At 44.1% G+C, this 13,243-nt stretch carries 24 protein-coding genes; all 24 read left to right on the forward strand.

Annotation, left to right across the window (positions count from 1 at the left end; translation table 11 throughout):
- Positions 1-10: 10 nt before the first annotated feature.
- The 24 genes from rpsG to secY are packed head-to-tail and all read left to right on the forward strand — an operon-like array spanning position 11 to position 13,241.
- On the forward strand, positions 11-487 hold the full coding sequence (gene rpsG, locus BLS65_RS03710; RefSeq protein ID WP_092435990.1) for a 30S ribosomal protein S7: 477 nt from the start codon (positions 11-13) through the stop codon (positions 485-487).
- 29 nt (positions 488-516) lie between these two features.
- Complete coding sequence (gene fusA, locus BLS65_RS03715; protein ID WP_092435993.1) at positions 517-2,628, forward strand: elongation factor G; 2,112 nt, start codon at positions 517-519, stop codon at positions 2,626-2,628.
- Positions 2,629-2,652: 24 nt separating this feature from the next.
- Positions 2,653-2,958 (forward strand): 30S ribosomal protein S10, encoded by a 306-nt coding sequence (gene rpsJ, locus BLS65_RS03720; protein WP_092435995.1) that lies wholly within the window; start codon positions 2,653-2,655, stop codon positions 2,956-2,958.
- A gap of 31 nt (positions 2,959-2,989) precedes the next feature.
- On the forward strand, positions 2,990-3,610 hold the full coding sequence (rplC, locus tag BLS65_RS03725; protein ID WP_092435997.1) for a 50S ribosomal protein L3: 621 nt from the start codon (positions 2,990-2,992) through the stop codon (positions 3,608-3,610).
- Positions 3,610-4,242 carry a 50S ribosomal protein L4 gene (rplD, locus tag BLS65_RS03730; protein WP_092435999.1) on the forward strand — a complete coding sequence of 211 codons (633 nt, stop codon included), beginning with the start codon at positions 3,610-3,612 and terminating at the stop codon, positions 4,240-4,242. The genes rplC and rplD overlap by 1 nt, the downstream gene beginning before the upstream one ends.
- A gap of 10 nt (positions 4,243-4,252) precedes the next feature.
- Positions 4,253-4,543 carry a 50S ribosomal protein L23 gene (rplW, locus tag BLS65_RS03735; RefSeq protein ID WP_092436001.1) on the forward strand — a complete coding sequence of 97 codons (291 nt, stop codon included), beginning with the start codon at positions 4,253-4,255 and terminating at the stop codon, positions 4,541-4,543.
- A gap of 5 nt (positions 4,544-4,548) precedes the next feature.
- A complete protein-coding gene (gene rplB / locus BLS65_RS03740; RefSeq protein ID WP_092436003.1) occupies positions 4,549-5,373 on the forward strand; it encodes a 50S ribosomal protein L2 in 825 nt (274 codons plus the stop codon).
- An 18-nt stretch (positions 5,374-5,391) separates the two neighbouring features.
- The gene (rpsS, locus tag BLS65_RS03745) at positions 5,392-5,661 is read left to right on the forward strand and encodes a 30S ribosomal protein S19 (protein ID WP_092436004.1); all 270 of its coding nucleotides are present in this window, start codon (positions 5,392-5,394) and stop codon (positions 5,659-5,661) included.
- A 29-nt stretch (positions 5,662-5,690) separates the two neighbouring features.
- Positions 5,691-6,107, forward strand: a complete 417-nt coding sequence (gene rplV / locus BLS65_RS03750) for a 50S ribosomal protein L22 (RefSeq protein ID WP_092436006.1) — start codon at positions 5,691-5,693, stop codon at positions 6,105-6,107.
- Positions 6,107-6,874 (forward strand): 30S ribosomal protein S3, encoded by a 768-nt coding sequence (gene rpsC / locus BLS65_RS03755; RefSeq protein WP_092436008.1) that lies wholly within the window; start codon positions 6,107-6,109, stop codon positions 6,872-6,874. The genes rplV and rpsC overlap by 1 nt, the downstream gene beginning before the upstream one ends.
- A 26-nt stretch (positions 6,875-6,900) precedes the next feature.
- The gene (gene rplP, locus BLS65_RS03760) at positions 6,901-7,320 is read left to right on the forward strand and encodes a 50S ribosomal protein L16 (protein ID WP_092436010.1); all 420 of its coding nucleotides are present in this window, start codon (positions 6,901-6,903) and stop codon (positions 7,318-7,320) included.
- A gap of 12 nt (positions 7,321-7,332) precedes the next feature.
- Positions 7,333-7,533 carry a 50S ribosomal protein L29 gene (gene rpmC, locus BLS65_RS03765; RefSeq protein WP_092436012.1) on the forward strand — a complete coding sequence of 67 codons (201 nt, stop codon included), beginning with the start codon at positions 7,333-7,335 and terminating at the stop codon, positions 7,531-7,533.
- An 11-nt stretch (positions 7,534-7,544) separates the two neighbouring features.
- The gene (gene rpsQ, locus BLS65_RS03770) at positions 7,545-7,802 is read left to right on the forward strand and encodes a 30S ribosomal protein S17 (RefSeq protein ID WP_092436014.1); all 258 of its coding nucleotides are present in this window, start codon (positions 7,545-7,547) and stop codon (positions 7,800-7,802) included.
- Positions 7,803-7,804: 2 nt separating this feature from the next.
- Positions 7,805-8,170, forward strand: a complete 366-nt coding sequence (gene rplN / locus BLS65_RS03775; RefSeq protein WP_092436016.1) for a 50S ribosomal protein L14 — start codon at positions 7,805-7,807, stop codon at positions 8,168-8,170.
- 19 nt (positions 8,171-8,189) lie between these two features.
- On the forward strand, positions 8,190-8,513 hold the full coding sequence (rplX, locus tag BLS65_RS03780; protein ID WP_092436018.1) for a 50S ribosomal protein L24: 324 nt from the start codon (positions 8,190-8,192) through the stop codon (positions 8,511-8,513).
- Positions 8,513-9,070 carry a 50S ribosomal protein L5 gene (rplE, locus tag BLS65_RS03785; RefSeq protein ID WP_092436020.1) on the forward strand — a complete coding sequence of 186 codons (558 nt, stop codon included), beginning with the start codon at positions 8,513-8,515 and terminating at the stop codon, positions 9,068-9,070. Before rplX ends, rplE begins: the two co-directional genes overlap by 1 nt.
- A 6-nt stretch (positions 9,071-9,076) precedes the next feature.
- Positions 9,077-9,346, forward strand: coding sequence for a 30S ribosomal protein S14 (gene rpsN / locus BLS65_RS03790; RefSeq protein WP_092436021.1), 270 nt, complete (start codon positions 9,077-9,079; stop codon positions 9,344-9,346).
- Between the two features lie 22 nt (positions 9,347-9,368).
- Positions 9,369-9,764: a 30S ribosomal protein S8 gene (gene rpsH, locus BLS65_RS03795; RefSeq protein ID WP_092436023.1), complete on the forward strand. Its 396-nt coding sequence runs from the start codon at positions 9,369-9,371 to the stop codon at positions 9,762-9,764.
- Between the two features lie 11 nt (positions 9,765-9,775).
- Positions 9,776-10,333 (forward strand): 50S ribosomal protein L6, encoded by a 558-nt coding sequence (gene rplF / locus BLS65_RS03800; protein ID WP_092436025.1) that lies wholly within the window; start codon positions 9,776-9,778, stop codon positions 10,331-10,333.
- A gap of 17 nt (positions 10,334-10,350) precedes the next feature.
- Positions 10,351-10,710 (forward strand): 50S ribosomal protein L18, encoded by a 360-nt coding sequence (rplR, locus tag BLS65_RS03805; protein ID WP_092436028.1) that lies wholly within the window; start codon positions 10,351-10,353, stop codon positions 10,708-10,710.
- A gap of 6 nt (positions 10,711-10,716) precedes the next feature.
- Positions 10,717-11,238, forward strand: coding sequence for a 30S ribosomal protein S5 (gene rpsE / locus BLS65_RS03810; protein ID WP_092436030.1), 522 nt, complete (start codon positions 10,717-10,719; stop codon positions 11,236-11,238).
- A gap of 10 nt (positions 11,239-11,248) precedes the next feature.
- Positions 11,249-11,431 carry a 50S ribosomal protein L30 gene (gene rpmD / locus BLS65_RS03815; protein ID WP_092436032.1) on the forward strand — a complete coding sequence of 61 codons (183 nt, stop codon included), beginning with the start codon at positions 11,249-11,251 and terminating at the stop codon, positions 11,429-11,431.
- Between the two features lie 25 nt (positions 11,432-11,456).
- Complete coding sequence (gene rplO / locus BLS65_RS03820; RefSeq protein ID WP_092436034.1) at positions 11,457-11,903, forward strand: 50S ribosomal protein L15; 447 nt, start codon at positions 11,457-11,459, stop codon at positions 11,901-11,903.
- Between the two features lie 3 nt (positions 11,904-11,906).
- On the forward strand, positions 11,907-13,241 hold the full coding sequence (gene secY / locus BLS65_RS03825; protein WP_092436035.1) for a preprotein translocase subunit SecY: 1,335 nt from the start codon (positions 11,907-11,909) through the stop codon (positions 13,239-13,241).
- Positions 13,242-13,243 lie beyond the last annotated feature (2 nt).

Raw genomic sequence — 13,243 nt, forward strand, 5'->3', positions numbered from 1 at the left:
GTTTAAGTCGATGAGAAAGGCAAAACCAAAAAAAAGAATTCTTCTGCCAGACCCTAAGTTTGGTGATTCTTTGGTTACCCGTTTCGTAAACAACCTGATGTATGAAGGCAAAAAGAGTACTGCTTTGTCAGTATTCTATGATGCCATCGACATGGTTGCGGTGAAGATGAAAGACTCCGAGAAGAGTCCGCTGGAAATCTGGAAGAAAGCATTGGAGAACATTACTCCTCAGGTTGAAGTAAAGAGCCGCCGTGTAGGTGGTGCTACTTTCCAAGTTCCTAGAGAAGTACGTACGGACCGAAAAATTTCGATCAGCATTAAGAATATGATCTTATATGCGCGTAAACGATCGGGAAAATCTATGGCCGACAAACTAGCTAATGAAATTGTAGCTGGTTATAACAATGAAGGCGGTGCATACAAGAGAAAAGAGGACGTGCACAAGATGGCTGAAGCCAACAAGGCTTTCGCTCACTTCAGGTTCTAGTTTAAACAATTAAGGAGAGGTTACATTCAATGAGTAAGGATCTTAATTTTACTAGAAATATAGGTATTATGGCTCACATCGATGCTGGTAAAACTACCATATCGGAGCGTATCCTATTTTATACTGGTAAAACTCACAAGATAGGAGAGGTTCACGATGGAGCCGCTACTATGGACTGGATGGTACAGGAGCAAGAGCGTGGTATCACCATTACCTCTGCTGCTACTACCACTTTCTGGATTTACAACGATCAGACCTACAAAATCAACCTAATTGACACCCCAGGACACGTTGACTTTACCGTAGAAGTGGAGCGCTCGCTTCGCGTTCTCGATGGTGCTGTTGCCGTGTTTTGTGCCGTTGGTGGCGTTGAGCCCCAGTCGGAAACCGTATGGAGACAAGCCGATAAGTATAAGGTGCCCCGTATGGCTTTTGTTAATAAGATGGATCGTGCCGGTGCCGATTTCTTTTCTGTGGTTTCACAGATTAAGGATAAGCTGGGTGCTGTTCCTGTTCCCCTTCACATTCCTATTGGCGCCGAAGAGAAGTTCCGCGGAACTGTCGATCTTATTTTGAATAAGGCCGTAATCTACTACGACGACGATAAGGTTAAGGTAAACTACAACTACGAGGACGTTCCTGCAGATATGCTCGAAGAGGTTGCTGAGTGGAGAGCCAAGTTGGTGGAATCGGTTGCAGAATACAACGATGCCCTTTTAGAGAAATTCTTCGAAGACCCGAACTCAATTACCGAGGCCGAGTTAGTTGATGCTATCCGTAAGGCTACCATCGACATGAAGATTGTTCCTGTTCTTTGCGGAACCGCATTTAAGAACAAGGGCGTTCAAAAACTCCTTGATGCCGTTATCGAATTTCTTCCAACCCCGCTTGATGTGGAATCCATTACAGGTGTTAATCCTGAAACTGGTGAGGAAGTTGTTCGTCATCCTAGCGTTAAAGATCCTTTCACCGCTCTTGCGTTTAAAATTGCTACCGACCCATTCGTAGGCCGTCTAGCATTTATGCGTATTTATAGTGGTAAACTGGAGTCTGGATCATATATCTACAACACCCGCACAAGCAAGAAAGAGCGTATTTCGCGCCTTTACCAAATGCACGCCAACAAGCAAAACCCAATGGAGGTTATTGAAGCTGGTGATATTTGTGCTGCAGTAGGTTTTAAAGATATTCGCACAGGTGATACCCTATGCGATGAGAAATATCCTATTACTCTTGAATCGATGACCTTTCCCGAGCCCGTTATTGGACTCGCTATTGAGCCTAAAACTCAAAAGGACCTCGACAAGTTGGGTATTGCTCTTGGTAAACTTTCCGAAGAGGATCCTACTTTCAAAATACACACCGATCATGATAGTGGACAAACCATTATTAGCGGTATGGGTGAGTTACACCTTGAAATTATCGTAGACCGTTTGCGTCGCGAGTTCAACGTGGAAATTAGCCAAGGTGCACCACAGGTTAACTATAAAGAAGCACTTAAGGGCAAAGCCGATCACCGTGAAACGTTCAAGAAACAATCGGGTGGTAAGGGTAAGTTCGCTGATATTATTGTTTCCATTGGTGCTGCCGATGAAGGAGTTACTGGACTTCAGTTCGTTGACGAACTTAAGGGTGGTAATATTCCTAAAGAATTTGTGCCCTCTATTAAGAAGGGTTTCGAGTCTTCAATGAAGAACGGTGTACTTGCAGGTTATCCTATCGATAGCATGAAGGTTACTCTTAAGGATGGTAGTTTCCACGCAGTGGACTCTGATGCACTTTCGTTCGAAATTTGTGCTCGTTATGCCTTCCGTCACGCTGCTATCAAAGCCAATCCAATTCTTATGGAGCCGGTTATGGCAGTAGAAGTAGTTACCCCTGAGGAAAATATGGGTGATGTTATCGGCGACTTCAACAAGCGTCGTGGACAGATCACTGGTATGGAATCTCGTGGTGGTGCTCGCGTGGTAAAGGCTAAAGTTCCGCTATCCGAAATGTTCGGATATGTAACCGTTCTTCGTACAATCTCCTCAGGTAGGGCAACTAGCACGATGGAATTCTCTCATTTCGATGAGGTTTCATCTAACCTTTCTAAGGAAATCATGGAGAAGGCAAAGGGAAATATTAAGGAAATAGAATAATACAACCCGTTTAAGCAAGCTGCAATGAGCCAGAAAATCAGAATTAAGCTTAAATCTTATGACCATAGCTTGGTAGATAAGTCGGCAGAAAAGATAGTAAAAACGGTGAAGGCAACTGGAGCAGTAGTAAGTGGACCTATTCCACTGCCTACTCACAAGAAAATCTTCACAGTGAATCGTGCAACCTTCGTGAACAAGAAGTCGCGCGAGCAGTTTGAGCTATCTACCTATAAAAGGTTGCTCGACATCTACAGCTCTACTCCTAAGACAATTGATGCGCTAATGAAGCTTGAGCTTCCTAGCGGAGTAGAAGTGGAAATCAAGGTTTGATAATTGTTAAGTAGTCTAACGCGAAAAAGCAATGCCAGGAATTATTGGAAAAAAAATCGGAATGACTTCCGTGTTCGGTGCTGATGGTAAAAACATACCATGCACCGTTATTGAGGCTGGTCCTTGCGTAGTTACGCAGGTTAAAAGTGTAGAAACCGATGGGTATACTGCACTGCAACTTGCCTATGACGAAAAGAAAGAAAAGCGGACCAACAAGAGCCTTTTAGGTCACTTCAAGAAGGCCGACACTACCCCTAAGCGCAAGCTTGTGGAGTTCCAATCTTTTAAAGATGGACGCAAACTCGGTGATGTTATCACTGTTGCGGATATCCTAAAAGAAGGAGACTGGGTAGATGTTACCGGTATCTCTAAAGGAAAGGGATTTCAAGGAGTTGTGAAACGCTACGGCTTTGCCGGAGTTGGTGGAGCAACCCACGGACAACACAACCGTTTGAGAGCTCCTGGTTCTTTGGGTGCATCGTCTTGGCCATCACGCGTGTTTCCAGGGAAGAGACTTCCAGGACGCATGGGTGGAGATCAAGTAAAGGTGCTTAACCTTAAAGTTCTTAAGGTTATCCCAGAAAACAACCTACTGTTAGTTAAGGGATCTATTCCCGGTGCAAAGGGTTCTTACTTAATTATTGAGGAGTAATGGAATTAGCAGTATTAAATATCGAGGGTAAGGATACCGGAAGAAAGGTAGTGCTCGAAGATTTTATCTTTGGCATCGAACCCAACGATCATGCTATTTACCTCGACGTAAAGCAATACCTAGCTAACAAGCGACAAGGTACTCACAAGTCGAAGCAGAGAAACGAGGTTTCCGGTAGCACTAGGAAAATTAAAAAGCAAAAAGGTACAGGTACTGCCCGTGCCGGTAGCATTAAATCGCCCCTTTTCAGAGGCGGTGGACGTGTTTTCGGTCCAGTTCCTAGAGACTATAGCTTTAAGCTCAACAAGAAGGTAAAACAGTTGGCTCGTAAGAGTGCCCTTACCTACATGGCTCAGAAGAACCAGATTGTTGTTGTAGAAGAATTTATCTTGGACGCTCCTAAAACTAAGGAGTTTATCAAGATCAGAACCAACCTCAAGGTTGACAATCGCAAATGTACATTTGTGTTGCCTGAGGTGAATTCTAATGTTGTTCTTTCTGCCCGCAACATCGCTGATGCTAAGGTAATGTTGGCTTCCCAACTCAACACCTACGAAATTATGAACGCTGGTAACCTTGTTATTTCAGAAGGTTCGGTAGGCGCGATAAACAGATTGTTTGGTTTTTTGTAAATACGTAGAGATGGAAATCTTAATTAAGCCAATTGTAACCGAGAAAATGACGATTCAGGGCGAAAAGTTGAATCGTTACGGTTTTGTAGTCGAGAAGACTGCCAACAAGCTGCAGATTAAGCAAGCGGTTGAGGAAATGTACTCAGTTACAGTGTCCGACGTTAACACCATGCGCTATGGCGGCAAAGTAAAGTCACGCTTTACTAAAGCCGGCTACCTTGTAGGACGCACAAACTCCTTCAAGAAAGCAATCATAACGTTGAAAGAAGGTGATAAAATTGATTTTTATAGCAACATCTAAGGAACATGGCTGTAAAGAAATTTAGACCGATAACTCCTGGTCAGAGACATAAGATCATTAGCACATTCGATACAATTACAACTAACAAGCCTGAAAAGTCTTTGTTGGTAGCTACCAAGCGGTCGGGCGGACGTAATAACTCCGGTAAGATGACCATGCGCTATATTGGTGGTGGACACAAGAAAATGTATCGTCTTATTGACTTCCAACGTAATGTTGATGGTCAACCTGCTACTGTAAAAACTATCGAGTACGATCCAAACCGCAGCGCACGTATCGCGCTTGTTGTTTATGCCAATGGCGAAAAGAGCTATATTCTTGCACCTCAAGGGTTGCAAGTTGGACAAACCATTTTGTCTGGAACAGGTGTAGCTCCTGAAGTTGGTAACACTCTCTATCTATCCGAATTACCGCTTGGAACTGTAATTCACAACATCGAACTTCGTCCTGGACAAGGTGGAATTATGGCCCGCAGCGCAGGTAGCTATGCACAGCTTCTTGCACGCGAAGGTAAGTATGCAGTAATTAAACTTCCATCGGGCGAAATCCGTATGATTTTGGTTACTTGCCGCGCTACCGTTGGCTCTGTTTCTAACCCTGACCACGCTCTCGAGCGCTCAGGAAAGGCTGGTAGATCTCGTTGGTTAGGTCGCCGTCCAAGAGTACGTGGTGTTGTTATGAACCCTGTTGATCACCCAATGGGTGGTGGTGAAGGCCGCTCTTCTGGAGGTCACCCACGTTCACGTAAGGGTCTACTTGCTAAGGGTCTTAAGACTCGTAACAAGAAAAAGGACACCAACAAGTTCATTATCGAAAAACGGAAAAAATAACAGTTTAATCCAAGCGTTATGAGCAGATCACTTAAAAAAGGTCCTTATATAGCATTTAAGCTGGAGAAGAAGGTTCTTACCTTGAACGAAAGCAGCAAGAAGGCAATTGTGAAAACATGGTCACGTGCCAGTATGATTTCCCCAGATTTTGTGGGTCATACCATTGCAGTTCATAACGGGAACAAGTTCATTCCAGTTTACATTACCGAGAACATGGTAGGTCACAAGCTGGGAGAGTTTGCCCCAACCCGCACCTTCAGAGGACATTCAGGTAATAAGAAGAAATAACAGCAAGTAACTGAAAATATTTCTTAGAAATGGGTGCAAGAAAAAGATTAAGAGCAGAGAAAGATAAAGCGGAGAGAAAAGAGAAGGCAGGCGCAATTTTGCGGAACTGCCCCAGCTCTCCCCGGAAGATGCGATTAGTGGTAGATTTAGTTCGCGGCATCGAAGTTAACAAGGCATTAGCCATTCTTCGTTACAGCACTAAAGAGGCCTCACGTAAAGTTGAAAAGCTTGTATTGTCGGCTATGGCCAACTGGGAAGCAAAAAACGACGGCGTGCGCATTGAGGATAGCAATGTTTACGTAAAGGAGATCTTTGTAGACGGCGGAAAAATGTTGAAGAGAATCAGAACCGCTCCTCAGGGACGCGCTCATCGCATCCGCAAGAGATCTAACCATGTTACGGTTGTACTAGGTAGTAAAAATGCTAACGACACTGAAGCAAAATAATGGGACAAAAAGTTAATCCAATAGCAAACAGGCTTGGAATCATCCGTGGATGGGATTCAAACTGGTACGGTGGAAAAAATTTCTCCCAGAAGCTTGTTGAAGATTACAAGATTCGCGAGTATCTAAACGCGCGTCTTGCTAAAGCAAGCCTCTCGAAAGTGGTTATTGAAAGAACCCTGAAACTTATCACCGTAACTGTTTACACTGCTCGTCCAGGTATTATCATTGGAAAAGGCGGTCAGGAAGTTGATAAGCTCAAGGAAGAGTTGAAGAAGATTACCAAAAAGGAAGTCCAAATCAACATCTTTGAGGTGAAGCGTCCTGAAATTGATGCCACCATTGTAGCCAATAACATCGCTCGCCAAATTGAGGGACGTATCTCTTACCGCCGGGCCATCAAAATGTCAATTGCTTCTACCATGAGAATGGGCGCAGAGGGTATTAAGGTGGGTATTGCTGGTCGTTTGGGTGGTGCTGAAATGGCTCGTACCGAAACTATTAAGGAAGGAAGAATTCCACTTCACACCTTCCGTGCTGATATCGATTACGCTTTAGCCGAAGCCGTTACCAAGGTGGGTGTAATCGGAATTAAAGTTTGGATTTGCACCGGTGAGGTTTACGGAAAGCGCGATTTGGCGCCTAACGTAGTGGCCAACAACCAGCAAAGCGGACCATCTTCTCCAAGAAATTACCCAGATAACAACAACCGTCCTCGTGGTGGTGGTGGTGCTGGTGGTGCTGGAGCAAGAAAAAAAAGAAGCAAATAGTGCTAATCGCTTAAAGGTACAGAGAAATGTTACAGCCTAAGAAGACCAAGTATAGAAGGATGCAAAAGGGCCGCATGAAAGGTGTTGCCCAGAGAGGAAATCAGTTGGCATTTGGCTCTTTCGGAATTAAAGGACTCGAGGATGCCTGGATCACTGGTCGTCAAATCGAAGCTGCCCGTCAAGCGGTAGTTCGTTTTATGAAACGTGAAGGTCAGATCTGGATCCGGATTTTCCCCGACAAGCCTATTACCAAAAAACCTGCCGAAGTTCGTATGGGTAAAGGTAAAGGTGCCCCTGAAGGATTTGTTGCTCCCATCACGGCGGGCCGCATCCTGATCGAAGCAGATGGAGTTTCATTGGAAATTGCAAAAGAGGCACTTCGCCTTGGAGCACAAAAACTTCCAATAGCTACTAAGCTCGTTATTAGACGTGATTACACCGAATAATCTTTGTGAGTGATGAAGAATTCAGAGATAAGAGAGTTGACCGTCAGGGAAATAGAGGAAAGAATTGACGTAGAGCGCGGTGAACTTCACCGCCTCCACATGAACCATAGCGTTTCGCCTCTTGACAACCCTATTAAGCTGCGTGAGCACCGCAAAACAATTGCGAGAATGCTTACTGAGCTGACTAAGAGATCTAATCAAGAGAAAAAGTAATTCAGCTGAGAATGGAAACGAGAAATCTTCGCAAAGAAAGAGTCGGCGTGGTAATGAGCAACAAAATGGAAAAATCCATCGTTGTTGCCGTTAAACGTAAAGTTAAACACCCGATCTATGGTAAATATGTCAATAAAACCACTAAATTTGTGGCCCACGACGATAAAAACGAGTGCAGCATAGGCGACACCGTTAGTATTATGGAAACCAGACCTTTGAGTAAAACAAAGCGCTGGAGACTAGTTGAAATTTTAGAGAAAGTTAAGTAGCCATGATCCAGCAAGAAAGCAGATTATCTGTAGCAGACAACAGCGGAGCAAAGGAAGTGCTCTGCATCCGTGTGCTCGGAGGCACAGGGAAAAAGTATGCAAGCATTGGCGATAAAATTGTTGTTGCCGTTAAAAGTGCTATTTCTACTGGCGATGTTAAGAAGGGAATTGTAACCAAGGCGGTAATTGTAAGAACTAGCAAAGAAATCCGTCGCTCTGATGGTTCTTATATTCGCTTCGACGACAACGCTTGCGTTCTCTTAAACGCCCAAGGCGAAATCCGCGGAACTCGTATTTTCGGCCCTGTGGCTCGCGAACTTCGTGATAAATACATGAAAATAGTTTCGCTTGCACCCGAAGTGCTTTAACACCTTTAAATTACAATCAATGCAAAGGAAGTTACACATAAAAAAAGGGGACGTCGTTTTTGTTAACGCTGGCGACGATAAAGGTAAGCAAGGTAAAGTGCTTGAAGTTTTTCCAAGCGAAGAGCGCGCCATTGTTGAAAGTATCAACATGGTTACCAAGCATACCAAGCCCAACGCCAAGAGCCCTCAAGGTGGTATTGTAAAGCAGGAAGCCCCCATTCATATTTCTAATTTGAATGTGCTCGATCCCGCCACCGGAAAACCTACCCGTATTGGACGTAGGTACAACGAAAAGGAAAAATTAGTGCGTTTCGCTAAAAAATCTGGGGAGGAAATTAAGTAATGGAATACACACCTACCTTAAGAACTAAGTACCGGGAAGAGATTGTTCCTGCTCTTATGAAAGAGTTTGGATACAAGAGCATTATGCAGGTGCCTAAAATCAGCAAGATTGTTATCAACCAAGGCGTAGGCCAAGCGGTTGCCGACAAGAAACTGATCGACATCGCTCTCCAAGAATTAACTACAATAACCGGTCAAAAGGCTATTGCTACCTATTCTAAGAAGGATATCTCTAACTTTAAACTCCGCAAAGGCATGCCTATTGGGGTTAAGGTTACTCTCCGTAAAGAACGTATGTATGAGTTCCTCGAAAGGCTTATTGCCGTTTCGTTGCCTCGTATTCGTGACTTTAAGGGCGTAGAAGAGAAATTTGACGGTAGAGGTAATTACTCTCTCGGCATTCGTGAGCAAATCATTTTTCCAGAAATGGACATCGACAAAGTCACTAAGATTTTGGGTATGGAGATTTGCTTCGTAACTTCTGCAGAGTCAGACGAAGAGGGTTTCGCACTACTTCGTGAGTTCGGTATTCCTTTTAAAAACATCAAAAAGAACTAGTGCTATATGGCAAAAGAATCAATGAAGGCTCGCGAGGTGAAACGCCTCAAGCTTGTTGAGAAGTTCGCTGAGAAGCGGGCTAAGCTTAAAGCCGACGGTGACTATGTTGGTCTAAGCATGCTCCCTAAAAATTCGAGCCCAGTACGTTTGCACAATCGTTGCAAAATTACTGGTCGTCCTAAGGGATACATGCGACTTTTTGGCGTAAGCAGAATTCAATTCAGAGAAATGGCTTCTAATGGCCTTATTCCCGGAATTAAGAAGGCAAGTTGGTAATTTATAAATAAAAGGTTAAGCAATGACTGATCCTATCGCAGATTTTTTAACCCGTATTCGCAACGCTGTAAGCGCTAACCACAAAGTGGTGGAGATTCCTGCTTCTAACATGAAGAAGGAACTTACGCGAATTCTTTTTGAAAAGGGTTATATTCTAAGCTATAAGTTTGTTGAGGAAGGTCCACAAGGTTACATCAAAATCGCCTTGAAGTACCATCCGGAATCCAAGAAACCGGCTATTAAACACATTGAGCGCGTCTCTTCTCCTGGTTTACGTCAGTATGCCGGTGTAGATAAAATGCCACGCGTACTCAATGGTCTTGGTATCGCTATCATCTCTACGTCTCATGGTGTTATTACCGATAAGGAAGCCAGAACGTTGAAAGTTGGTGGTGAAGTTATTTGTTACGTTTACTAAAAAAGAGTGTAATGTCGCGAATTGGAAAACAACCTGTAAACTTACCACAAGGCGTAACCGTTAAGGTTGCTGCTGGTAATGTGGTTAGCGTAAAAGGCCCACTCGGTGAGTTAAAACAGAAGGTTGATAGGGATATCACCGTTACCGTAGAGGGAAATGTACTACATGTTACCCGCCCCACAGAACAACCTCGCCATAGGTCGATGCACGGCCTATACAGAGCGTTGATCCACAACATGGTTGTGGGGGTTTCTGAAGGTTTTACTGTAAAGCAAGAACTCGTTGGTGTCGGTTACAAAGCCGAAGCTAAAGAAGGCGTTCTCGAACTTGCCTTAGGGTTCTCGCACGAAATTCACTTGAAAATGCCCGCCGAAGTAAAGGTGGAGGCTAAGACGGAGAAACGTGGTAACCCTATTGTTACTCTTACTTCGTACGATAAGCAACTCCTCGGAATGGTGGCTGCTAAGATTCGGTCGCTACGTAAGCCTGAACCATACAAAGGAAAAGGTATTCGTTTCGTGGGTGAAGTGGTTCGTAAGAAGGCTGGTAAGTCGGCTGGTGTTAAATAACATAAAAGTTTGAAGCTATGGCCTTGACTAAAATTGAAAGAAGACTAAGGATTAGAAGAAGAATCCGCAAAATAGTAAAGGGTGTTCCCACCTGCCCCCGCTTAAGCGTATTTCGCAGCAACACGCAAATTTATGCACAGCTCATTGACGATTCTACTGGAAAGACGCTGGTTGCTGCCTCCTCACTTGAGAAGGAAATAATGGAACAATCGGGATTGACCAAATCACAATGTGCTCAATTGGTTGGCAAAAATGTTGCTGCCAAAGCGTTGGCTGCTGGGATTACCGAAGTTGTTTTTGACCGTGGCGGTAACCTTTACCATGGTCGTGTTAAATCGTTAGCTGACTCTGCCAGAGAAGGTGGACTTAAATTTTAACGTGCTATGTCGACAAATACTAGTATACGTAAAGTAAAAAGCAGCGATCTCGAGCTTAAGGATAGGTTAGTAGCCATCAACCGTGTAACCAAGGTTACTAAGGGTGGACGTACTTTCAGTTTCTCTGCAATTGTTGTCGTTGGCAACGAGAATGGGATCGTAGGTTACGGCTTAGGTAAAGCAAGTGAAGTTACCGTTGCCATAACCAAGGGTATTGAGGACGCCAAAAAGAACCTCATTAAGGTGCCAATTAACAAGGGAACTATTCCTCACGAGCAGTTAGCTAAGTTCGGTGGAGCTAGGGTTTTTATGAAACCTGCTGCACACGGAACTGGTGTTAAGGCTGGTGGTGCTATGCGCGCCGTGCTCGAGAGCGTTGGTGTAACTGACGTACTTGCTAAATCAAAGGGATCTTCGAACCCTCACAACTTGGTAAAGGCCACCTTGCAAGCTCTTATGGAGCTTCGCGATGCGCGTGCCGTTGCTCATGTGAGAGGTATCAAGCTCACCAAGGTGTTTAACGGATAGAAATCTTACCATGACAAAAGTAAAGTTAACACAGGTTAAGAGTATGATTGGCAGCACAGAGCGCCAAAAGAGTACTCTAAAATCGTTGGGTCTTGGAAAGATGCACCGTAGTTCAGAGAAAGACGCTTGTCGCGAAATTCTCGGAATGGTTGAGAAAGTTAAGCACCTCGTTAAGGTGGAAGAGATAAAATAAGCTGGTAACTCAATAAGAATTTGCTATGGAATTGAGCAATTTAAAGCCTGCTAAGGGTTCAACCCACAAGGTAAAACGGATTGGAAGGGGACAGGGATCTGGCCACGGTGGTACTTCTACAAGAGGCCACAAGGGAGCTAAGTCTCGCTCTGGATACTCCAAAAAAGTTGGGTTTGAGGGCGGTCAAATGCCTATTCAACGCAGGCTACCGAAATTTGGTTTTAAGAATCCTTTTCGGAAAGAGTATAAGGGCATTAACATTGGATTGATTGATGAGGTTGCCAAGAATATGGGCCTTACTGTGATCACGAAAGAAGTTTTGGTTGAAGCTGGCCTAGTTAGCAGAAATCAACTTTATAAGGTTCTCGGTAGTGGCGAACTAACTACTAAGGTAGAAGTTCATGCCAACGCTTTTTCTGGCACTGCCATTAAAGCCATCGAATCGTTACAGGGTAATGTTGTAAAACTCTAACGAATGAGAGCGCTCATCGAGACCATCAAGAATATCTTCAAAATTGAAGAGCTTCGTAGAAGAATTCTCTACACGTTAGGGATTCTTTTAATATACAGGCTGGGCAGCTTTGTTGTTATTCCAGGAATCGACCCAACACAACTGATCCACAGCGATTTGAAAGCTCAAACCGCTAGTGGTATCATGGGACTGTTGGATATGTTTTCTGGAGGTGCATTTAGTAACGCATCAATTTTTGCTCTTGGCATCATGCCATACATTTCAGCATCGATTGTAGTGCAGTTGCTGGGCATTGCTGTTCCCTATTTTCAGAGACTTCAGAAGGAAGGCGAGAGTGGCAGACGCAAGATCAATCAAATTACCCGGTTTCTAACTGTTGGTATTTTGTTGTTTCAAGCTCCAGCTTACTTAGCAAACCTTCACATGCAAATACCAGCGTCTGCGTTTGTTGTTGATGTAGCGTATTTCACGATAGTTTCTACACTTATCCTTATTGCCGGAACTTTATTCATCATGTGGCTTGGTGAAAAAATTACCGACAAGGGAATTGGTAATGGTATCTCTCTCATCATCATGATTGGTATTATCGCAAGATTGCCATTTGCCTTCGCGGCTGAGTTTGGCTCCAGAGTTTCGGAGCAGACTGGAGGGCTTGTAATGCTTCTTGTGGAACTCATCATGCTGTTCCTTGTGGTGGCTGGAACTATCCTGCTCGTACAAGGTACCCGAAAGGTGCCAGTGCAATATGCTAAACGCATCGTCGGAAACAAACAGTATGGCGGTGTTAGGCAGTATATTCCGCTTAAGATTAACGCAGCTGGTGTAATGCCTATTATTTTCGCTCAGGCCCTGATGTTCATCCCAATGATGTTCTCGAGGTTGGATAGCGCATGGGGGCAAAGCATCGCGGCGGCTTTCTCAAGCTATACTGGATTTTGGTATAACTCTGTCTTTGCTTTCTTGATCATTGTGTTTACCTATTTCTATACGGCAATCACAGTAAATCCGGTGCAAATGGCTGAGGATATGAAGAAGAATGGCGGTTTTATTCCTGGGGTTAAACCTGGAAAGAAAACGGTTGAGTATCTCGATACTATTATGTCAAGAATTACGCTTCCGGGCTCATTCTTCTTGGCTTTAGTAGCTATTCTTCCTGCATTTGCCATGATCTTTCATGTTAATAACCAGTTTGCTCACTTTTTCGGCGGAACATCCTTGCTCATTTTGGTGGGGGTAATCCTTGATACATTGCAGCAAATTGAGAGTCACCTTCTGATGCGTCACTACGATGGATTAATGAAGAGCGGTTCTCGGATTAAAGGCAGATCTGGCATTTAGCC

The organism is Williamwhitmania taraxaci (assembly GCF_900096565.1).
In the GTDB taxonomy this organism is placed as follows: Bacteria; Bacteroidota; Bacteroidia; order Bacteroidales; family Williamwhitmaniaceae; genus Williamwhitmania; species Williamwhitmania taraxaci.